The sequence below is a fragment of the Paeniroseomonas aquatica genome, from assembly GCF_030409335.1.
Taxonomy (GTDB): domain Bacteria; phylum Pseudomonadota; class Alphaproteobacteria; order Acetobacterales; family Acetobacteraceae; genus Belnapia; species Belnapia aquatica.
The window spans coordinates 1-19,800 of record NZ_JAUFPN010000054.1; the positions used below are offsets into that span (position 1 = coordinate 1).

General features: G+C 72.8%; 21 protein-coding genes and 1 tRNA gene. 10 read left to right on the forward strand and 12 right to left on the reverse strand.

The features are described from left to right. Positions 1-481 precede the first annotated feature (481 nt). The 3 genes from QWZ14_RS06045 to QWZ14_RS06055 all read left to right on the forward strand — a co-directional run bounded on the left by QWZ14_RS06045 (position 482) and on the right by QWZ14_RS06055 (position 2,673). A complete protein-coding gene (locus QWZ14_RS06045; protein ID WP_290315731.1) occupies positions 482-1,384 on the forward strand; it encodes a phytanoyl-CoA dioxygenase family protein in 903 nt (300 codons plus the stop codon). Between the two features lie 100 nt (positions 1,385-1,484). Then, positions 1,485-2,549 carry a TRAP transporter substrate-binding protein DctP gene (gene dctP / locus QWZ14_RS06050; protein ID WP_290315732.1) on the forward strand — a complete coding sequence of 355 codons (1,065 nt, stop codon included), beginning with the start codon at positions 1,485-1,487 and terminating at the stop codon, positions 2,547-2,549. A gap of 47 nt (positions 2,550-2,596) precedes the next feature. Next, positions 2,597-2,673 (forward strand) — tRNA-Arg (locus QWZ14_RS06055). A gap of 1 nt (position 2,674) precedes the next feature. Here QWZ14_RS06055 and QWZ14_RS06060 read toward each other — a convergent pair. After that, complete coding sequence (locus tag QWZ14_RS06060; RefSeq protein ID WP_290315733.1) at positions 2,675-3,148, reverse strand: Lrp/AsnC family transcriptional regulator; 474 nt, start codon at positions 3,146-3,148, stop codon at positions 2,675-2,677. 124 nt (positions 3,149-3,272) lie between these two features. On the opposite strand from QWZ14_RS06060, the gene QWZ14_RS06065 reads away from it, so the two are divergent. After that, positions 3,273-3,518 carry a DUF6356 family protein gene (locus tag QWZ14_RS06065; RefSeq protein WP_290315734.1) on the forward strand — a complete coding sequence of 82 codons (246 nt, stop codon included), beginning with the start codon at positions 3,273-3,275 and terminating at the stop codon, positions 3,516-3,518. Here the strand turns inward: QWZ14_RS06065 and QWZ14_RS06070 are convergent. The 5 genes from QWZ14_RS06070 to QWZ14_RS06090 all read right to left on the reverse strand — a co-directional run bounded on the left by QWZ14_RS06070 (position 3,515) and on the right by QWZ14_RS06090 (position 7,829). Next, positions 3,515-4,702, reverse strand: a complete 1,188-nt coding sequence (locus QWZ14_RS06070) for an acyl-CoA dehydrogenase family protein (RefSeq protein ID WP_290315735.1) — start codon at positions 4,700-4,702, stop codon at positions 3,515-3,517. The two genes, QWZ14_RS06065 and QWZ14_RS06070, sit on opposite strands and share 4 nt — an antisense overlap. A 67-nt stretch (positions 4,703-4,769) precedes the next feature. Beyond that, positions 4,770-5,696 (reverse strand): ABC transporter ATP-binding protein, encoded by a 927-nt coding sequence (locus QWZ14_RS06075; protein ID WP_290315736.1) that lies wholly within the window; start codon positions 5,694-5,696, stop codon positions 4,770-4,772. Then, positions 5,693-6,340 carry an ABC transporter permease gene (locus QWZ14_RS06080; RefSeq protein ID WP_290315737.1) on the reverse strand — a complete coding sequence of 216 codons (648 nt, stop codon included), beginning with the start codon at positions 6,338-6,340 and terminating at the stop codon, positions 5,693-5,695. The genes QWZ14_RS06075 and QWZ14_RS06080 overlap by 4 nt, the downstream gene beginning before the upstream one ends. Next, positions 6,340-6,957: an ABC transporter permease gene (locus QWZ14_RS06085; RefSeq protein WP_290315754.1), complete on the reverse strand. Its 618-nt coding sequence runs from the start codon at positions 6,955-6,957 to the stop codon at positions 6,340-6,342. Before QWZ14_RS06085 ends, QWZ14_RS06080 begins: the two co-directional genes overlap by 1 nt. After that, on the reverse strand, positions 6,957-7,829 hold the full coding sequence (locus QWZ14_RS06090; RefSeq protein ID WP_290315738.1) for a glycine betaine ABC transporter substrate-binding protein: 873 nt from the start codon (positions 7,827-7,829) through the stop codon (positions 6,957-6,959). Before QWZ14_RS06090 ends, QWZ14_RS06085 begins: the two co-directional genes overlap by 1 nt. A 77-nt stretch (positions 7,830-7,906) precedes the next feature. On the opposite strand from QWZ14_RS06090, the gene QWZ14_RS06095 reads away from it, so the two are divergent. Further along, positions 7,907-8,719: a uroporphyrinogen-III synthase gene (locus QWZ14_RS06095; protein WP_290315739.1), complete on the forward strand. Its 813-nt coding sequence runs from the start codon at positions 7,907-7,909 to the stop codon at positions 8,717-8,719. On the opposite strand, the gene QWZ14_RS06100 is transcribed toward QWZ14_RS06095, so the two are convergent. Further along, the gene (locus QWZ14_RS06100) at positions 8,716-9,213 is read right to left on the reverse strand and encodes a cupin domain-containing protein (RefSeq protein ID WP_290315740.1); all 498 of its coding nucleotides are present in this window, start codon (positions 9,211-9,213) and stop codon (positions 8,716-8,718) included. The genes QWZ14_RS06095 and QWZ14_RS06100 overlap by 4 nt on opposite strands. A gap of 157 nt (positions 9,214-9,370) precedes the next feature. Between QWZ14_RS06100 and QWZ14_RS06105 the strand changes: the two genes are divergently transcribed. The 3 genes from QWZ14_RS06105 to QWZ14_RS06115 are packed head-to-tail and all read left to right on the forward strand — an operon-like array spanning position 9,371 to position 13,178. After that, a complete protein-coding gene (locus QWZ14_RS06105) occupies positions 9,371-11,491 on the forward strand; it encodes an acetate--CoA ligase family protein (protein WP_290315741.1) in 2,121 nt (706 codons plus the stop codon). Continuing rightward, entirely contained in the window at positions 11,488-12,438 is a 951-nt protein-coding gene (locus QWZ14_RS06110; protein WP_290315742.1) for a Bug family tripartite tricarboxylate transporter substrate binding protein, read from the forward strand. The genes QWZ14_RS06105 and QWZ14_RS06110 overlap by 4 nt, the downstream gene beginning before the upstream one ends. Next, complete coding sequence (locus QWZ14_RS06115) at positions 12,435-13,178, forward strand: enoyl-CoA hydratase/isomerase family protein (protein ID WP_290315743.1); 744 nt, start codon at positions 12,435-12,437, stop codon at positions 13,176-13,178. Before QWZ14_RS06110 ends, QWZ14_RS06115 begins: the two co-directional genes overlap by 4 nt. A 6-nt stretch (positions 13,179-13,184) precedes the next feature. On the opposite strand, the gene hydA is transcribed toward QWZ14_RS06115, so the two are convergent. The 3 genes from hydA to QWZ14_RS06130 all read right to left on the reverse strand — a co-directional run bounded on the left by hydA (position 13,185) and on the right by QWZ14_RS06130 (position 16,162). Further along, positions 13,185-14,639 carry a dihydropyrimidinase gene (gene hydA, locus QWZ14_RS06120; RefSeq protein WP_290315744.1) on the reverse strand — a complete coding sequence of 485 codons (1,455 nt, stop codon included), beginning with the start codon at positions 14,637-14,639 and terminating at the stop codon, positions 13,185-13,187. A 63-nt stretch (positions 14,640-14,702) separates the two neighbouring features. Continuing rightward, positions 14,703-15,617 carry a polysaccharide deacetylase family protein gene (locus QWZ14_RS06125; RefSeq protein ID WP_290315745.1) on the reverse strand — a complete coding sequence of 305 codons (915 nt, stop codon included), beginning with the start codon at positions 15,615-15,617 and terminating at the stop codon, positions 14,703-14,705. A 149-nt stretch (positions 15,618-15,766) separates the two neighbouring features. Next, a complete protein-coding gene (locus QWZ14_RS06130) occupies positions 15,767-16,162 on the reverse strand; it encodes an MAPEG family protein (protein WP_290315746.1) in 396 nt (131 codons plus the stop codon). Positions 16,163-16,222: 60 nt separating this feature from the next. Here QWZ14_RS06130 and hemW point away from each other — a divergent pair, with 60 nt between their 5' ends. Continuing rightward, positions 16,223-17,383: a radical SAM family heme chaperone HemW gene (hemW, locus tag QWZ14_RS06135; RefSeq protein ID WP_290315747.1), complete on the forward strand. Its 1,161-nt coding sequence runs from the start codon at positions 16,223-16,225 to the stop codon at positions 17,381-17,383. Here hemW and QWZ14_RS06140 read toward each other — a convergent pair. Then, a complete protein-coding gene (locus tag QWZ14_RS06140; RefSeq protein WP_290315748.1) occupies positions 17,380-18,237 on the reverse strand; it encodes a hypothetical protein in 858 nt (285 codons plus the stop codon). The genes hemW and QWZ14_RS06140 overlap by 4 nt on opposite strands. 81 nt (positions 18,238-18,318) lie before the next feature. Continuing rightward, positions 18,319-19,227 carry a 16S rRNA (cytidine(1402)-2'-O)-methyltransferase gene (rsmI, locus tag QWZ14_RS06145; protein ID WP_290315749.1) on the reverse strand — a complete coding sequence of 303 codons (909 nt, stop codon included), beginning with the start codon at positions 19,225-19,227 and terminating at the stop codon, positions 18,319-18,321. Between the two features lie 92 nt (positions 19,228-19,319). Here rsmI and QWZ14_RS06150 point away from each other — a divergent pair, with 92 nt between their 5' ends. Then, positions 19,320-19,799, forward strand: coding sequence for an ABC transporter substrate-binding protein (locus tag QWZ14_RS06150; RefSeq protein WP_290315750.1), 480 nt, complete (start codon positions 19,320-19,322; stop codon positions 19,797-19,799). The last annotated feature ends 1 nt before the right edge of the window (position 19,800 follow it).

Below are 19,800 nucleotides of genomic sequence, written 5' to 3' on the forward strand. Positions count from 1 at the left end.
CAGACCGGTTAGCCAGACAGTCCGGTCACAGACCCTAGGGCCATCCCGGCGGCCGGCCTGCATCTGGTCAGGGCCGCGTTGCGCAAGCCCGGCACGGGCGGGCAGGGGCCGCGCTGTGGCAGATGTGCCGCATCCGGCCGGGAGTCTACCAACCCGGCCCGGATTGGCCTCGGCCGTGCGTCACAACCCCCGGGTGCGTAGCCGGGATGCATCCCACCTGAAGCAGAAAACAGAAACTCCTGATGAACATTAAAAGTGGAAATGCCGGCATCCCGTTCCGCGCAGTGTGATGGTTGGCGAGCGTAAGCATATCGTGCGGTTACACAATATTGGTGTTTTTTAACTTGGCTTTTACTTCTTGCGGCGAAATCTCGGGCATATGATATAGGGGAAAATGCATTCCGGCGTATTGGCAACGGCGATTATTACAGTGCCGCAGCCGCCGGTGATGGCGGCATAAGCGGCATTCGAAGGAGCCGCCTTGCCCATCCTCTCATCCTACGCGACCCGCCCGACCGCATGCCCTCAGGCCACGCCGATCGCCACCATCCGCGCCGATTACGACCGCGACGGCTTCGCGGTGATCCCCGGCCTCGCCGATGCCGCGGAGCTGGCGGCGCTGCGCCAGACCTACGACCGCCTGTTCGAATCCCAGGCCGGCTGGGGCAGCGGCGACTTCTTCGACATGCTCGCGGTCGAGGGCGCGCCCGGCCGCCCGGCCGGGGAGGCCGCCGAGGCCCTGCGCCTGCCGCAGCTCGCCTGGCCCTCGCGCTATGCCCCGGAGCTCGCCGCGGCGCCGCTGCGCCTGGCGGCGGAAGCCATCGGCAAGGACCTGCTGGGGCCGGAGGCCGAGCTGGTCTGGGAATTCGCCATCATGAAGCCGCCCCGGGTCGGCGCCCCCACGCCCTGGCACCAGGACGAGGCCTCCTTCACCCTCGGCACCCCTTACCGGACCGCGGTCTCGGTCTGGATCCCGCTGCAGGACACGGACGCCGCCAACGGCTGCATGCTCTATGTCCCCGGCAGCCACCGCGGCATCCTGCTGCCGCATGAGAGCGTCGACGCCGCCGGCCGGGCGCATGCGCTGCGTGCCGTCGGCGTCGATCCGAGCCGCGGCGTGCCGGTCCCGCTGCGGGCCGGCGACGCGGTGCTGCACCACTCCCGCACCCTGCATTCGGCCGGGCCCAATACCTCGGCCGCGCCGCGCCGGGCGCTGACCCTCGAATTCGCGGTGAAGTCCAAGGCCGACATGGTGCGGCGGGACTTCGCCTGGAACCACGGCAAGCGCACCGCCCATGCGGAACGCGCCGCCCGCGCCCTGCCGGTCGGCCAGCGCATGCGCCAGAGCCTGCGGCGGACCCTGATCCGGCTCGGCCTGCGGTAAGGGCGCGGCCCGCGCCGCGGCTGCCGGAATTCGCAATACGCCGGCGCGGCGCTTGACCTATCCTTCGTGCGTCCGGAGATGGGCGAGGGAGGATCGCGGGATGGGCGCGCTGGGGCAGATGCTCCGCCTGCTGGCCGGATGGCTGGTCCTGGCCGGGCTGCCGTCGGCCGCCGCCCTGGCCCAGCCGGCCGATGCCCTGCGGGTCCGGGTGATCAGCGGCTTCGCCGGGGTGCGGCAGTTCGAGCGGCACGAGGTGCCGTTCTGGATCGGGCGGGTGCCCGCCATCACCGGCGGGCGGCTGCTGCCCACGGTGCTGACCTTCGACCGCGCCGGGATCGACCCGCAGCACATGCTCAGCGTGATGCGGAACGGCGTGGTGACCTTCGGCGTAATCGAAGCGAATGCCGTGGCGATGGTCGAGCCAGAGCTGGCGGCGGCCGACCTGCCGCTGGTGGCGGAGGATCTGGTCGGCCTGCGGCAGGCGGTGACGGCCTGGCAGCCCGTCGTCACCGGCATCCTCAACGACCGCTACGGCGCCGACATGCTGGCGACCTTCGTGCGGCCGCCGCAGGTGATGTTCTGCAACCGCGCCTTCGCCAGCCTGCTCGACCTGGCCGGGCGGCGGGTCCGGGTCGCCTCGGTCAACCAGTCGGACCTGGTGATGGCGCTGGGCGCCCGGCCCCTGGTGGTGCCCTTCGACCGGCTGATCGAGGCCTTCCACGAGGGACGGCTGGATTGCGCGATCACCGGCGCGCTGCCGGGCAACGGCATCGGGCTCCACCGGGTGACCAGCCATATCTCGGCGCTGCCGCTGGGCTGGGCGATGTCCTTCCTCGCGGCGCATCAGGGCAGCTGGGCGGCGCTGCCGGGAGAGGTGCAGGCCGCGATGCGCCTCGGGCTGCACGAGCTCGAATCGGAGATGTGGCGGGCGGCCGAGGAGGAGCAGGCGCTGGGCATGGCCTGCAACCTCGGCCGGCCGCCCTGCCCGCCGGCGGAGCGGGGCGCCATGGTGCTGGTGCCGGAATCCGTGGCCAGCCGCGGCGCGGTCCGGGCGCTCCTGACCGCGGCGGTGCTGCCGGGCTGGGCGCGGCGCTGCGGCATCACCTGCGCGGAGCGTTGGAATTCGACGGTGGGTCCGGTGCTGGGGGCCTTCGCCCGCTGGTGAGCGGCCGGCCTTGCGGGCCGGCGGCATCTGCGGCAAGGAATTCGGGGGCGCCCGTAGCTCAACCGGATAGAGCACCAGACTTCGGATCTGGGGGTTAGGGGTTCAAATCCCTTCGGGCGCGCCACTCACCCGGCGTAATGGGTCGGCAGCGCGGTGGTGTACTTGATCCGCTCCATCGAGAAGCTGGAGCTCACGTCCAGCAGGTCGCCGATCGCGATCAGCTGCTTGTAGACGCCGTCGTAGGCGGCGATGTCCGGCACCACCACGCGCAGCAGGTAGTCGACGGTGCCGCTCATGCGGTGGAATTCCACCACCTCGGGGATGGCGGCGACCTGGCGGCAGAAGGCGGCCGCCCAGTCCGCGTTGTGCCGGCTGGTGCGGATGCTGACGAAGACGGTGACGCCGACCCGCAGCATGGCCGCGTCCAGCAGGGCGACCCGGCGCTGGATCACCTTCGCCTCCTCCAGCCGGCGGATGCGGCGCCAGCAGGGGGAGGGCGAGAGGCCGGCGCGGTCGGCGACCGCGGCGATGGAGAGTGTCGCATCCTCCTGCAAAGCGGCAAGGATGGCGCGGTCGATCGAGTCCAGCTGCAATGCCATGCCTTCGAAGCGGCCTTGATTGGAATGGGATGCCTTAGCCTGCGCCGATTGGGCGCAAGTTCGCAACCAATTCGCGGCGGTGGCCGGGCAGACTGGGGCCCTGGCTGATACGAGGCAGATTTCGATGGCGCGCTGGTCCTTCACCCACCACCCCGAGGCAGTCGGCGAAACCTACCTGGAGCACATGGCGACGGCGGGCAGCTTCGGCTGGCGCATGCTCGGCGCCTCGATGGCCTGCTTCGCGCATGCCATCCTGCCCTTCTGCTTCGAGAAGACCGGCTCCACCACCATCCGCGAATTGCACGACCGCATGGTGGTGAACCGGCACCGGGCCGCGGCGGCGCCCGCCGAGGCCCGCGCGGAAGCCTAGCCGCGCTCCTTCAGCATCCGCCGGGCGATGGCCATGCGGTGCACCTCGGTCGGCCCCTCGTAGATCCGCTGCACCCGGACCTGGTTGGCCATGAGCTGCAAGGGCAGCTCCTTGGTCATGCCCATGGCGCCGAAGGTCTGCATGGCATTGTCCAGCACCTCCTGCGCCATCTCGGTCGCATAGACCTTCAGCATCGAGGCCTCGGTCCGGACATCCTGGCCGGCGGTCATCTTCGCCGCGGCGTCGCGGACCATCAGCCGGGTGATGTGGATCTTGGTCGCGGCCTCGGCGATCCACCACTGGATCGCTTGGCGATCGGCCAGCTTCACCCCGAAGGTCACGCGGTTCTTCGCCTGCTCGCACATCATCTCCAGCGCACGGCGGGCCATGCCGGTGCAGCGGGCACCCATCTGCAGGCGGCGGACGTTCAGCCGCAGCTGCATCGGCGCATAGCCGGCGCCGAGCTGGCCGAGGATCTGCCGCTCGTGCACGCGGCAATCCTCGAAGACCAGCTCATAGGTGCGGCGGCCGCCGATCATCGGGATCTCGCGCTCGATGATGAAGCCCGGGGTGCCGCGCTCGACGATGAAGGCGGTCACGCCCTCCTGCCGCTTGCCCTCTCCGGTCCGCGCCATGAGGATGATGAAATCCGCCCGCGGCACGCCGCTGACCCAGATTTTCCGCCCGTTGATGACCCAGTCGTCGCCATCCTTCACCGCGCGGGTGGTCATCCCCGCCGGATCGCCGCCGGCGCCGGGCTCGGAAATGGCGATGGAGGAGCGCATCTCGCCGCGGGCATAGGGGTCGAGGTACTTGGTCCGCTGCTCCGCATTGGCGACGGCCAGCAGCATGTGCAGGTTCGGGCTGTCGGGCGGGAAGATGAAGGGGGTGACGGTGCGGCCCATCTCCTCCTCGATCGCCATCAGCGCCGAGACCGGCAGGTCGGCGCCACCGTATTCCTCCGGCACGTCGAGCCCGACCAGGCCGAGCTCCCGGCACTTGGCCAGCAACGGGGCTTCCTCGGCCTCGGTCAGCCCGTACTTGCCGCCTTCGGACTCCCGCTTGAGGACGGCGGCCTCGAGCGGCATGAGGTCGCGCTCGACGAATTTGGCGACGAGGTCGCGCACCATGCGGTGCTCCTCGGCCAGGGCGGGAATGGCGCCGCCGTCGGTGTCCTGGGACATCTGTCCTCTCCCCTGAGAAACTTGGCCCCCAGGCTAGACCCGCCGCCCCGGGGCGCCAAGTTGCGGCCTAGCGTGCCGCGGCGAAGGCTAGCAGGTCGTCGAGGGCGAGGGAGCCGCCGCCGGCCAGCGGCAGGGTGGTGGCCCCCGCGGCCAGCAGGGCGGCCAGGGCATCGCGCAGGGTGGCGTCCACCGGCAGGGGGGTGCCCGGCGCCGGCTCCGTCCGGGCCGGCAGGGCCGAGAGGGGAAACAGCGAGAGCCGCAGCAGCAGCCGGTCGGCGCCGAGGAACTCGGCGGCGAAGCCATCCGCCGGCTGCGCCAGCATCTCGGCCGCCGGGGCGTGCTGGACCAGCCGCCCGTCCCGCAGCAGCGCCACCGCATCGCCGAGCCGCACCGCCTCGGCCACGTCATGGGTCACGATCAGCACGGTCTTCCGCAGCTGCTTCAGCAGCCGCAGCACCTCCTCCTGCAGCCGGCCGCGCACCACCGGGTCCACTGCGCCGAAGGGCTCGTCCATCAGCAGCACCGGCGGATCCCCGGCCAGCGCCCGGGCGACGCCGACCCGCTGCCGCTCCCCGCCCGAGAGCTGGTGCGGCCGGCGTTCCGCGAAACGGGCGGGGTCGAGCCCGACCAGGGCCAGCACCTCCTCCACCCGCCGCGCGATCCGCGCCGCATCCCAGCCCAGCAACCTCGGCACCGTCGCGACATTGGCGGCCACGCTCCAGTGCGGGAAGAGCCCGACATCCTGGATGACGTAGCCGATCCGCCGCCGCAGGCTCACCGCATCCATCCTGAGCGCATCCTCGCCGCCGATGCGGATCGACCCGGCGCTCGGCTCGACCAGCCGGTTCACCATCCGCAGCAGGGTGGTCTTGCCGGAGCCGCTGGGTCCAATGAGCGCGCAGCTCGTCCCTTCCGGCACCGCCAGCGTGACGTCGGACACCGAGTTGCGGTCAGCGCCGGGCCAGCGCTTGGTCAGCCCGCGGATGTCGATCATAGGCCACGGACCCTCTCGGCAAGATGGCGTTCCAGCAGGCCGAGCCCGGCCTCGGTCCCCAGCGCGAGGCCGGCGATGGCCAACGCGCCCACCAGCATCCGCCCGGTATCCAGCAGCGCGAGGCCCTGGGTCACCAGATCCCCCAGCCCGCCGCCGCCGATGAAGGTCGCCAGCGCCGCGGCCGAGACCACCTGCACCGCCGCCACCCGCAGGCCGGAGAAGATCAGTGGCGCCGCCAGCGGCAGTTCCACCTTCGTCGCGCGCTGCCAGCCGGTCATGCCGAGCCCCCGCGCTGCGTCCAACGCCGCCGGATCGGCGCCGCGGATGCCGGTCACGGTATTCACCAGCACCGGCGGCAATGCGAGCAAGGCCAGCGCCAACACCGAGGGGGTGAAGCCAACGCCCAGCAGCGGCAGCAGCGCCGCCAGCACCGCGAGGCTCGGGATGGTCCGCAGCGCCCCGGCGAGGGCGATGGCGGCCTCCGCCGCCCGCGGCCGGTGCGCCACGAGGATGCCCGCCGGCAGGGCGATGGCGACGCCTATGGCGAGGCCGACGAGCGAGAGCAGCAAATGGTCGCCGACGGCTTCGAGGAAGGTGCCGGGGTTCGCGCGCAGCCAGCCGGTGGCCTGGGCCAGCGTCTCCATCAGGCGGTCGCCGGCAGGCGGCGCTGCACCGCGCCCAGGGCCTGGTCGATCAGCAGCGCCATCACCGTCACCAGCCCGGCGCCGACCAGGATCTTCTCGGTATGCCCCTGGTCCAGCCCGGTGAGGATCAGCGTCCCCAGCCCGCCCGCGCTGATGTACGCGGCAACCGTCGCCGCCGAGACCACGGTGACCGAGGCGACCCGCAGCCCGCCGAGCAGCGCCGGCAGCGCCAGCGGCAGCTCCACCCGGAACAGCCTTTGCGCCGGGGTCAGCCCCATGCCCTCCGCCGCATCCAGCACCGCCGGCGGCACCGCGGCCAGCCCGGCGACCAGCGCCCGCAGCAGGATCGGCACCGCATAGCTCACCAGCGCCAGCAGCGCCGGGGCGAAGCCCAGCCCCAGCACCGGCACCAGCAGGGCAAACACCGCCAGGGTCGGCAGCGAATAGAGCACCGAGGCCGTCCCCAGCACCGCCGCCCGCAGCCGCGGCCGCCGCGCCACGACCAGCCCCAGCGGCAGCGCCACGGCCAGCGCCAGGAGCAGCGAGGCGGCGACCAGCCCGACATGCGTCAGCAGCGCCGTGCCGATGGTATCGAGGTTGCGCCCGGTCCAGCGCATCACGCGAGGCCCTGCCGCTGCAGGAAGCGCGCGGCCACCTCGCGCGGCTCCTCGCCATCCTGGTCCACCTGGCGGTTCAGCTCCTGCATGACAGGATTGTCCAGCTTCGCCCCCACCGCCAGCAAGGGCGCGGCGAGGCCGGGGAAGTCCCGCAGCGCCGCCTGCCGCACCACCGGCGCGAGCTGGTAGGGCGGCCACAACGCCTTGTCGTCCCGCAGCACCGTGTAGCCGCCGACCGCGATCTGCCAATCCGTCGCATAGGCATTCACCACATCCGCCTGCCCATGCTGCAGGGCGGCATAGCGCAGCCCGAGCGCGGCGAATTGCCGGAAGCGGCGAAACGCCATGCCATAGACCCGGCGCAGCCCGGGCAGGCCATCGGCCCGGTCGGCGAATTCATTGCCGGCCGCCAGGGTCAGCCCCGGCGCGGCACGGGCGAGGTCCGAGAGCGTCGCCAGCCCATGCTTTTGCGCCGTCGCCGGCAGCACCAGCAGCGCATTGCCGTTGTCGATCCCCGAAGGCTCCAGCCAGTCGAGCCCCATCGGCGCATAGCCGGCGCGGACCTTGGCGAGGATGCCCGCCGCATCCCCCTCCGGCGGCTGCTTCAGGACCACGCCGAGGCCGGTGCCGGTATATTCCGGGTAGAGGTCGATCTCGCCGGCCAGCAGCGCCTGCTGGGCGATGGCGGTGCCGCCGAGGTTCACCCGCCGCTCCACCCGCGCCCCGGCTTTCTCCAGCGCCTGGGCGTATAATTCGGCGACCACCAACTGCTCGGTGAAATTCTTCGAGCCGATGCGCAGCAGCGCCGCCGCCCGGGCGGGCCACAGCGCCGGCAGGGCCAATGCCGCCCCCAGGATCACCCGTCTGTTCATGCGGCCAGCCCCATGCAAGCGATGCGGCGCCGATCATGGGCTTTCCGCCCGCGCCGCGCCAAGGCTAGGCTCGCCGCATGAGCGATGAATTGGCCGGCCTGCGCGTCGTGGTGCCCGAGACGCGGGAGCTGGAGGTGCTGGCGCGCATGCTGGAACGCCAGGGCGCCACGGCGCTGCGCTGCCCGCTGGTCGCCATCATCGATGCCGCCGACCCGGCGCCGGTCGAGGCCTGGCTGCGCCGCTTCATCGCCACCCCGCCCGACGACCTGATCCTGCTGACCGGGGAGGGGCTGACCCGCCTGCTCGGCGTCGCCGCCCGGGCCGGGATCGAGGCCGAATTCCGTGCCGCCCTGGCCCAGGCGCGCCGCATCTGCCGGGGCCCGAAGCCGAGCGGGCGGCTGCGCAGCATCGGCCTGACGCCCGACCTGGCGCCGGAGCCGCCGACCACCGCCGGCATCATCGCCGGCCTGCAGGCGCAGGACATGGCCGGCCGCCGCGTCGCGGTGCAGCTCTATCCCGACAATCCGAATGCGCCGCTGCTGGACTTCCTCGCCGCGGCCGGGGCGGTGGCCGACCCGGTCCTGCCCTATGCCTATGCCAGCGGCGCCGAGGACGCCCGGGTGCTGGAGACGCTGGAGACCATGGCGGCGGGGCAGGTGGACCTCGTGGTCTTCACCAGCACGCCGCAGGTCCGGCGGCTGGTGGCGCTGGCCGAGGGCTCTGGCCGCCAGGCGATGCTGGCCGAGGCGCTGGCCCGCACCCGCATCGCCGCGGTCGGGCCGGTGGTCGCCGCGGCGGTCGAGGCCGCGGGCGGCCGGGTGGCGGTGATGCCCGAGGACAGCTTCCACATGAAGCCGATGGTCACCGCCATCCTGGCCGCGCTCCGCTAGACCCCGCCGGTCTTGTGGATCGGGTCGATCCACAGCACCGTTTCCGGCTTCTCCGCCGCCGCGATGTCGAGGTTCACCACCACCGCCTCGTTGTCCGAGCGCACCAGCACGCAGGAGAGCGTCTCCTCCGTGCTGGCGTTGATCTCCTGGTGCGGGACATAGGGCGGGATGAAGATGAAGTCGCCCGGCCCGGCCTCGGCGGTGAATTCCAGCTGCTCGCCCCAGCGCATCCGCGCCCGGCCGCTGACGATGTAGATGACGCTCTCGAGCGCGCCGTGGTGGTGCGCCCCGGTCTTGGCATCGGGGTGGATGTGCACGGTGCCGGCCCAGATCTTCTGCGCCCCGACGCGGGCGGCGTTGATGGCGGCGGCGCGGTTCATGCCCGGCGTCTGGGCGGTATTGGCGTCCAGGCTGTTGCCCGGGATCACCTTGACGCCGGAATGCTTCCAGCCATCGGTGGGCAGGTCGTGGGAATGATGGCCGTCGTGCGGCATGGCGGGGTGCTCCTCGTGAGGCGCCCAATATAGGCCGCCCCGGCGGCGGGAAACACCCGTCAGCACGTTGCGGCATCGTGCCATCCGCCGCGGCGGTGCCCGGCTACCGCTGCGGCGGCAGGCATGCCAAGCTTCCCCCGAGGAAACGGAAAAGATCATGTCCCCAGCGGAAACCGCGCCGGATCGCATCGCCGTGGCCGGGATCATCAGCCCGCGTTCGGTCGCCGTCATCGGCGCCTCGGATGATGTCGGCAAATTCGGCGGCCGGGTGATCCACTACCTGATCAAGCATGGCTTCGGCGGCCGGCTGCTGCCGATCAACCCGAACCGCGCCACCATCCGCGGCCTACCGGCCTATGCCGCGGTCGGCCTTGCGCCGGGGCCGGTCGACGTGGCGATCCTCGCCGTGCCGGTCGCGCATCTGCTGCGCCAGGTGGAGGACTGCGCCGCCGCCGGCGTCGGTGCCTGCATCATCATCACCGGCAAGCTGGCCGATGCCGGGGCCGAGGGCGCCGCCTTGCAGGACCGCATCCTGGCGGTGGCGCAGGCGGCGGGGATGCGGCTGGTCGGGCCGAACTGCCTCGGCATCTGCAATTTCACCGACCGCGCGCTGCTGTCGTCCAGCCTCGGCCTCGACGTCGATGCGCTGAAGCCGGGCGGCATCGGCATGGTCAGCCAGTCCGGCGCGCTGATGGGGACGCTGGTCTCGCTCGGCCAGCGCTACGGCGCCGGCTTCAGCCGCTGCATCTCGGTCGGCAACCAGGCCGACCTCGAGCTCTGCGACTTCCTCGACTACCTGATCGACGACCCCGCCACCCGCGTCATCACCCTGTACGTGGAGGGGTTGCGCGACCCCGCCCGCTTCGCCCCGCAGCTGCGCCGGGCGCGCGCCGCGGGCAAGCCGGTGCTCTGCGTCAAGGCCGGGCGCTCGGCCGAGGGCGCCCAGGCGGCGCGCAGCCATACCGCCAGCCTCGCCGGCTCCTTCGCCGCCTTCGAGGCGCTCTGCCGCGATGCCGGGGCGGTGCTGCTGGAGGACCCCGCCGCCATGGTCTTCGCCGCCGATGCGCTGGACCGGCTGCCGCGCCTGCCGCGCGCCGGGCTGGGGCTGGCGGTCATCGCCTCCTCCGGCGGCAGCACCGTGACCACGGCCGACATGCTGCCGGCGGCCGGGCTGCGGCTGGCGCGCATGTCGGCGGCGACGCGGGCGACGCTCGGCCGCTACATGCCGGAGAGCCATGTCCACCTGCCGCTCGATACCGGCAGCTTCGACGAGGGCACCGCCGAGGGCGGGCTCGAGGCCTGCATCCGCGCCTTCATGGCCGACCCCGACATCGGCGCCATCGTCGTGCCGATGACGACGCAGCCGGCCATGGCCCCGCGCGCCCGGCTGCTGCCGCCGCTCGCGCGGGAGGGCGACCGCCCGCTGCTCTATGTGATGACCGCCGGCGAGGTCGGCAACGACGCCCGCCAGGCGATGCGCGACGCCGACTTCCCCTTCCTTGACCGCGTCGCCGATGCGCTGGCGGTGCTGCGGGCGCTGGAGGCCGAGGCCGCCGGCCGCGACCGCGCCAGCCTGCCGCCCCCCGCGCGCCCCGCCGGCGCCGGTCCCGCGCCGGCGCTGCCGACGGGCGCGCTGACCGAGGCGGAGGCCAAGCGCCTCGCCGCCGCCTATGGCATCCCGGTGACGCGGGAGGTGCTGGCGGTGGACGCCGAGTCCGCCGTCACCGCCGCCGGGACCATCGGCTACCCGGTGGTGCTGAAGGGCGTCAGCCGCGCCGTGGTGCACAAGTCCGACCTCGGGCTGGTGAAGCTGCGCCTTGCCGATGCCGCCGCCGTCCGCGCCGCCTTCGCCGAGATCGCCGCCGCCCTGCCGGAGCGCGAGGGCGTGCTGGTGCAGGAAATGGCCCGCGGCGAGGCCGAGCTGATCCTCGGCGCCCGCTGGGAGCCGGGCTTCGGCCCGCTGGTCCTCATCGGCTTCGGCGGCGTGCTGGTGGAGGTGCTGGCCGATGTGCAGCTCGCCTCCGCGCCGCTGCGCCCGGCCGATGCCGAGTCGATGCTGCGCCGGCTGAAGCTCTGGCCGGTGCTGGCCGGGGTGCGGGGCCGGCCGGCGCTCGACGTGGCGGCGGCGGTCGATGCGCTGGTGCGGCTTTCCTGGCTGGCTGCCGACCTCGGGCCGCGGCTGGTCGAGATGGACCTCAACCCCATCCTGCTGCGGGCGGCGGGGGAGGGGGCGATCGCCGTCGATGCCCGCGCCACACTGGCGGAGGGTTTGGCATGAGACTCGCGCGTCGTACCCTGCTGGCCGGGCTGGCGACCCCGGCCCTGGCGCAAGGGGCTTGGCCGAACCGACCGGTCACGCTGATCGTCCCCTATCCGCCGGGCGGCAGCACCGACAACGTCTCCCGCCCCATCGCCCCGCGCCTCGGCGAGATCCTCGGGCAGAGCGTGCTGATCGAGAACCGCGGCGGCGCCGGCGGCTCGATCGGCGCCGCCGCCGTCGCCCAGGCGAAGCCCGATGGCTATACCCTGCTGGTCTGGCCGACCGCGATCATGACCATCAGCCCGCACATGATGCGGCTGCCCTACGACCCGCAGAAGGACTTCGAGCCGCTGGCGCTGCTCGCCACCGCGGATGCGGCCGTCGCGATGCACCCGAAGGTCCCGGTGCGGGACCTCCAGGGGCTGGTCGCCTATGCCCGCGCCAATCCCGGCCGCCTGCGCTTCAGCTCCGCCGGCAACGGCACCATCACCCAGATGACCGGCGAGATCTTTGCCAATGCCGCCGGCATCCGGATCGAGCACGTGCCCTATCGCGGCTCCGCCCCGGCGCTGACCGCGCTGCTGGCCGGCGACGTGGAGCTGCAATTCGACCCCATCGCCACGCCCGCGGTGAAGGACGGAAGGCTGATCGGCCTGGCGACCACCGGCGAGACCCGCTCCCCCGAATTGCCGGAGCTGCCGACGCTGCGCGAGGCCGGCTACTACGGCGAGGGCGGCACCTCCTTCCATGCGCTCGCCGGCCCCGCCGGCCTGCCGGCCGAGGTGAAGGCCCGGCTGCTGCCGGCGCTGGAGCAGGTGCTGGCCATGCCCGAGGTCGCGCGCATCATGGCCCCCGTGGGCCTCAGGCCGCATTTCGAGAGCGGCGAGACATTCGCCCGGCGCATCGCCCGCGACCGGGACATCTTCGCAGACGCGGTGCGCCGCACGGGAGCCAAGGTCGAATGAGCGAGTCACACATCAAGGTCTGGGACGACGGCCCGGTCCGCATCGTCGCGCTGAACCGTCCGGACAAGGGCAATGCCATTACCAGGCTGATGGCCGAGGAAATCCAGGGGGCGATGCAGGCATTCGCCGCCTCCGAGCAGCGCGTCGCGGTGCTGACGGCGATGGGCACCAGGGCCTTCTCCTTCGGCGCCGATGTCGGCGAGCCGCCGGAGCTCTGGCGCGCCGTGCCCAATGTCGGCTGGCAGACCGACAAGCCGCTGATCTGTGCCATCGAGGGCTGGTGCATCGGTGGCGCGATGGTGCTGGCGATGATGGCCGACCTCGCCGTCATCGGCGCCAAGGGCAAGTTCTACTACCCGGAAGCGAAGCTCGGCCTGACCGGCGGCATGATCGCCGCGCTGCCCTCGCGCATCCCGCATAAATTCGCGATGGAGCTGATGCTGCTCTGCCGGGTCTTCGATGCCGAGAAATGCGAGCGCGTCGGGCTGGTGAACGAGGTGGTGCCGGAGGGCGAGGCGCTGGCCCGGGCGGTGGAATGGGGCAAGGAGATTGCCGGCTTCGCGCCGCTGGTCACCCATGCGATCAAGCGCATGGTGCTGGACGACATCCTGCCGCGCGGGCCGTCCGAGCAATGGGCCTTGCAGCTCCAGCGCCTCAGCGGCATCCGTGACTCCGAGGATTTCAAGGAAGGCGTCGCCGCCTTCCGCGACAAGCGGCCGCCGCAGTTCAGGGGCGGATAGCGCGGCTCAGACCGCCACCCCATCCACCGGGTTGAACGGCCCGGGAAATACGCCGCGCGGCTTGATGGTGTCATAGGGGCCGCGCGGCAGGAACCGGCCGAAGCCCGGCGCGCCGACCACCTTGCCGGCCTCCACCACCGGCACGCCGCGCACCAAGGTTGTCTCCGGCCAGCCGGTGACGGCCATGCCCTCATAGGGGGTGTGGTCATTGGCGTCCTGGATCAGCGACTGGGTGATGGTCACCTGCTTCGCCGGGTCCCAGATGACGATGTCGGCGTCCGAGCCCACCGCGATGGTGCCCTTTTGCGGATGCAGCCCGAACAGCTTCGCCGCATTGGTCGAGGTGATGGCGACGAAGGTCGGCAGGTCGATCCGCCCCTTCACCACGCCCTCGCTGAACAGGATCGGCATCCGCACCGCCAGCCCCGGCACGCCGTTCGGCAGCCTGGTGAAGGGCGCGTCCGGCCCGAAGGCGGATTTGCCGTCCGGCCCCTCGAAGCGGGTCGGCGCATGGTCCGAGGTGACGTTGCCGATGACGCCGCGGCGGATCATCTCCCACAGCGCTGCCTGGTCAGCCGCGCTGCGCGGCGCAGGGCTGCACAGGAACTTGGCACCTTCCAGCCCGGGCCGGTCGAGGTCCTCGGCGGTCGTCACCAGATACTGCGTGCAGGTCTCGCCCCAGACCTTGAGGCCGCGCCGCTGCGCCCGCTCGATCTCCTCCGCGCTCTCGCCGCCGCTGACGTGGAAGACCTGGATCGGCACGTCGAGTGCCTCCGCCATCTTGCAGACGCGGTGGACGCATTCGCTCTCGACGATCATGGGCTTGGCCCAGGCATGGTGCTTGGGCAGGGTCAGCCCCGCCGCCACCAGCGCCTGGGTGTAGAATTCGATCAGCTCATGATGCTCGGCATGGATGCAGACCAGCGCGCCGAGCCGCCGGGCGGCGGCCATCACCCGCAGCGCCTCGCCATCGGTGATGCGGGCGCCGGCGTAGGTGAGGAAGATCTTGAAGCTGCGGTGCCCCTCGGCGACCAGCCGGGGGATCTCCTCGGCCAGGATCTCCGGCCGCGGGTCGGTGAAGATCATGTGGAAGCTGTAGTCGATGCGGCTGCCCGCGGCGCGGGCATGATGCTCGGCCACGCCCTGGGCCATGGAGCCGCCGCGTTCCTGCCGGGCGAAGCCGATGACGGTGGTGGTGCCGCCGACCGCGGCCGAGGCGGTGCCGCTGGCGAAGCTGTCGGCATTCACCATCGGCCCGCCGCGTGGCTCCTCGATATGCACGTGGCTGTCGATCCCGCCGGGCAGCACCAGCTTCCCCGTCGCATCGATCTCGCGCGTCCCGGCGCCGAGCTGCTGCCCCAGCGCCACGACCTTGCCGCCGCTGATGCCGATGTCGCTGGCGAAGACATCGCTGGCGGTGGCGACGGTGCCATGGCGGATGACGAGGTCGAAGTCAGGCATCAGGCGCGTCTCCCGGAAAGGCGCCAGCCTGGCTTCCGTCTGCCCGCGAGGCAAGGGTGCGCCTCACACCGCAACCCCCGTCAACGTCCGCCAATGCCGGGCGATATCGACGCGCCGGGCGATCCATACGCCCGGGCTGCGCGTCACATGCTCCAGCAGCAGCTCCAGGCCACGGATGCGGCCGGGCTTGCCGATGGTCCTGAGGTGCAGGCCGATCGACATCATCCGCGGCTGGGTCATGCCCTCCCGCAGCAGCCAGTCGAAGGCGCCGATGCAGTAGCGGGAGAAATCCTCCGCCTGCACGAAGCCCTGGCCCGGGGCGAAGCGCATGTCGTTGGTGTCGAAGCTATAGGGCAGGATGACGTGGGAGGCGCCGTGCAGCCGCGGCAGGTCGTCGTCATAGGCGTCCGAGTCATAGAGGAAGCCGCCCTCCTCCAGCAGCAGCCGCCGGGTGTTCAGGCTCGGCGCCGATTTGGTGTGCCAGCCGAGCGGCCGGGTGCCGGCGGCCTCGGTCAGCACCGCCACCGTCCGGGCGATCACCGCGCGTTCGACCGCCTCCGGCATGCCCGCCTGCATCTCCCAGCGCCAGCCATGGGCGCTGACCTCGTGCCCGGCGGCGGCCGGGGCCGCGGCAAGCGCCGGGGTCACCGCCACCGCCCGGCCGCAGCAGGAGAAGGTCGCGGCCACCCCGAAGCGTTCCAGCAGGTCCAGCACCCGCCACAGCCCGACCCGGGAGCCATAGGCGAAATGCGTCTCCATGCAGGGGTCGGGGTGGCCCTCCACCAGCTGGCGGGATTCCGGCACCGCCTCGTTGTGTTCGTCGCCGCTGCCGAGGGACAGCTCGGCCCCTTCCTCCACATTCACCACGAAGGAGACCGCAAGCCGCGCGCCGCCCGGCCATCGCGGGTCGGGCAGGTCGCGGCCGTAGCCGGCGAGGTCGCGGGTGGCGGGCGGCATGCCGCCGGGCAGGTCTGTCATCAGGCGCTCCGATCCGGCCCCAGGCCGGACCTTGGGGCAGCAATCGACGTGCCAGCGGCCGAGCCGCCGCGGCCCATGCGCCCGCGGTCCCCGGTGGCGCTTCGGCACGCAGCCTGCCCAAGGCGCCGGCAGTCGCTCTTCCAGAGCCGTCAGCCCGGCAGGCGGGCGATGGCGAGCAGCAGCAGCGAGACCGCCACGGCGATCAGCACCAGCAGCGTCAGGGCGGCGCCGGGGCCCCGCAGGGCGCTGATGTCCGGCTCGCGGCTGAGCCCGATCGCATGGCCGATCCGGGCGGCGACCAGCACCGCGCCGAGGCCGTGCAGGATCCAGCCGGCCAGGCCGAGGCCTTCCGCCAGCGCCAGCAGCACCAGGATCAGCGGCACGAATTCGCTGAAATTGGCATGCGCCCGCACCGCCCGCTCCAGCAGCCGGTCGCCGCCGGTGCCGAGCAGCACCTTGCTGCGCATCCGCGCCCGGACGACCTGCAGGGTCAGCGCGACGAAGACGAGGCCGAGCAGCGCGGCATAGAGGGCGGTGATGGGCATTGCGGGCGGTCTCCGGGGCGGGGTTCGACTTGCGGCCCGGTCGGGGCCATATCCCCCTCTATGGAACCCCTGGCGCTCTACATCCACTGGCCGTTTTGCGCCGCGAAATGCCCTTATTGCGACTTCAACAGCCATGTGCGGGACAGCATCGACCAGGCGCGCTGGCGCGAGGGGCTGCGGCGCGAGCTGGCGCATGAGGCGGCGCGGGCCAATGCCGGCGGGCGCCGCCCGCTGGCCAGCATCTTCTTCGGCGGCGGCACCCCGAGCCTGATGGACCCGGCGACGGCGGCCAGCCTCATCGCCGATGCCCGGGCGCTGTTCGACGCGCCGGCCGATCTCGAGATCACCCTCGAGGCCAACCCGACCAGCGTCGAGGCGGCGCGGCTGGCCGAGATCCGGGATGCCGGGGTCAACCGGCTCTCGCTCGGGGTGCAGGCGCTGGATGGGGAAGCGCTCCGCTTCCTCGGCCGGCGGCACGATGCCGCTCAGGCGCTGGCGGCGCTCGAGCTCGGCCGGTCGCTGTTCCCCCGCCTGTCATTCGACCTGATCTATGCCCGGCCCGGGCAGCCCGAGGCCGCCTGGCGGGCCGAGCTGCGCCAGGCCCTGGCGCTCGCGGCCGATCATCTCTCGCTCTACCAGCTGACGATCGAGCCGGGCACGCGCTTCGCCACCGAATACGCCCGCGGCGCCTTCACCCTGCCCGATGCCGACGAGGCGGCCCGGCTGTACTGGGCGACGGTCGAGGAAGCGGCGCGCTTCGGCCTCGCGCCCTACGAGATCTCCAACTACGCCAAGCCCGGCGCCGAGAGCCGGCACAACCTGGTCTACTGGCGCTACGGCGACTACCTCGGCATCGGCCCCGGGGCGCATCAGCGGCTGCTGCTCGATGGCGCGCTGCTGGCCGGCCGGCGGCACCGCGCGCCCGAGGAATGGCTGGCACGGGTCGAGCGCGACGGCCATGCCACCACCTCGGAGGAAAGCCTGAGCCCGCAGGACCGCGCCCGCGAGGCGCTGCTGATGGGACTGCGGCTGGCCGAGGGGATCGACCCGGCGCGGATACGGGCGCGCAGCGGGCTGTCGCTCGCGGAGGCACTCGACCCGGCCATGCTGACCGCCTGCCTCGACGAGGACTACCTGGAATGGACGGCCGCCGGCCGGCTGCGGGCGACCGCCGAGGGCCGGATGCGGCTCGACGCCATGCTGCCGGTGCTGCTGCGCTAGGCCTTCGGCTTGCGCTTCGGCCGGGCAGGCGGTGCGGCCTCGGCCGGCGCCGCCGCCGCGGCGAGCCAGTCCAACGCGCCGGGCGCCGCGCGCCAGCCGGACGCGCCGGTCTGGCAATAGACCGCCGCCTCGCTCGCATCGCCGGGGCTGTAGTATTCCGGGTCCTCGGCCGGCATCGGCCGCCGGCCGAGCAGCAGCCCCGGCACGTGCGGGTTGTTCGCCAGCGCGGCGGCCAGGGCCGGCTGCGCCGCGGCCGCGCCGCCCTGGCGGAAGGCGAGCAGCGCCGCGGCATAATGCCAGGCGGCGCTGGAATCCTCCTCGTAGGCGGCATGCAGCGCCGCGGCTTCGGGGATCGCCCCAGCCTCCAGCAGCCAGTCCAGCAGGATGTAGCGGATCCCCTGGTTGTCGTTCGGGTTCAGCGCCAGCGTGCCGCGCAGGGTATCGATCGCCTCCGCCAGCATGTCCTGCCGCCGCAGCGCCAGCGCCAGGCCCTGCCGGGCCCGCATGTAGGGGCGGGTTTCCTGGATGCCCCAGAACTCGCCCTGCCATTCCGCCATGCGCAAGGGGCCGATCGCCACCTCCCCGGCGGCGACCGCCTGCCGCCACAGCGACAGTCCGAGCGGCGAGCCGTCCGGCGCCTCGGTGGCGAGCAGGCTCCAGGCATCGGCGCAGAGCGGGCTGGCCGCCAGCGCCTTGGCGGCCAGGGCGAGGCGCTCGGCGCCGCCGGCCTCCATGGCCTCGAAGGCGAGGTCCTGCGCCGCGCCGAGCGCGGCATCGATCTCGCCCGTCGCCTGCTGCAGCGCCTGGCGGATGCGGCGCTCGGCCGCCGTGGTCTTGCTGGTCGCCTTGGCCAAGGTGCGGTCCCCCCTCCGTCGTGCCCGCTGCCATACACCCCGGCCGGGCCGTGGCCCAGCTGGGCGGCCCAGCCGGGCGGTTCAGCGTTCGGTGCCGATCCGCAGGGCCAGGGCATAGACCTGCTTGCGCGGCAGGCCGGTGGCCGCCGCCACCGCCGCCGCTGCGTCGCGGACGCTCATCCCCGAGGCCAGCGCGTTCCGCAGCGACTTGTCGAGCTCGGCCGCGCCCGCGGTCTCCGCCGGCGCCGGGCCGACCACGATGGCGATCTCGCCGCGGGCGGCCTCCCGCCCGTAGTATCCGGCGAGGCTGCCGAGGTCGCCGCGGCGGACCTCCTCGAAGCGCTTGGTCAGCTCCCGCGCCACTGCCGCCGGGCGCTCCGGGCCGAAGGCCTCGGCCAGGGCGGCCAGGGTCTCGGCCAGGCGGTGCGGCGCCTCGTAGAAGATCAGGCTGGCGGCGAGGCCGGCCCGTTCCACCGCCCGCAGCCGGGCCAGCTCGGCCGCCCGCGGCCCCGCCTTCACCGGCAGGAAGCCGAGGAAGAGGAAGGGATGCGGCGGCAGGCCCGATAGCGTCAGCGCCATGACCGCCGCATTCGGCCCGGGGATCGCGCCCACCGGCAGCCCCGCCGCGATCGCCGCCCGCACCAGCCGGTAGCCGGGGTCGGAGACCAGCGGCGTGCCGGCGTCCGAGACCAGCGCCACCCGCTCCCCCGCCCGCAGCCGATCCAGGATGCGTGGGGTCTGGTCATCCTCATTGTGCTCGTGCAGAGGAACCATGGTCACCGAAACACCATGCCTCGCCAGCATGGCGCCGGTTACCCTGGTATCCTCGCACAGCACCACGGCGGCGCTCCGCAGCGTGGCCAGGGCACGGGGGGACAGGTCGCCGAGGTTGCCGATGGGCGTTGCCACCAGGGTCAGCCCGGTGGACATACCCGCGGGAAGGGTGCCGGCCGGCACCGGGTCAGGAGGATCGCTTGCCAATTCCGTCATGCCTTGCGCCGTCATCCTGTGCCATCCCGCGCCTTCCCCGGCAGGGCGCGACGCGGCGGCGCCTCGCCCGGGCAGGCCTGCTGGCCCTGCTCTTGCCCCTCGTCGGCTGCGCCACGCAAGCCCCGCCGCGCTATGCCGCCCCCGCCTGGCCGGCGCCGGCGGCCGTGCCGCTGGTCGAGATCCCGCGCACCCGGGTCGGCCTGCTGCTGCCGCTCACCGGCGCCAACCGCCCGCTCGGCCAGGCGATGCTGAACGCCTCCCAGCTCGCGCTGTTCGACCAGGCCGATCCCGCCATCGAATTCCTGCCGCGCGATACCGGCAGCACGCCGGGCGGCGCCGCCGAGGCGGCGCGCTCGGCCATCGCCGAGGGGGCCCGCGCCCTGGCCGGCCCGCTGACCCTGGCCGAGACCGCCGCAGCGGCCGGCCCGGCCCGGGCCGCCCGGGCGCCGCTCATGGCCTTCACCTCGGATGCCGCCCAGGCCGGCAACGGCGTCTGGGTGCTCGGCACCACCCCGGCCGAGCAGGCCGAGCGGGTGGCCCATGCCGCCGCCGCCGCCGCCGCGCGCCGCTGAG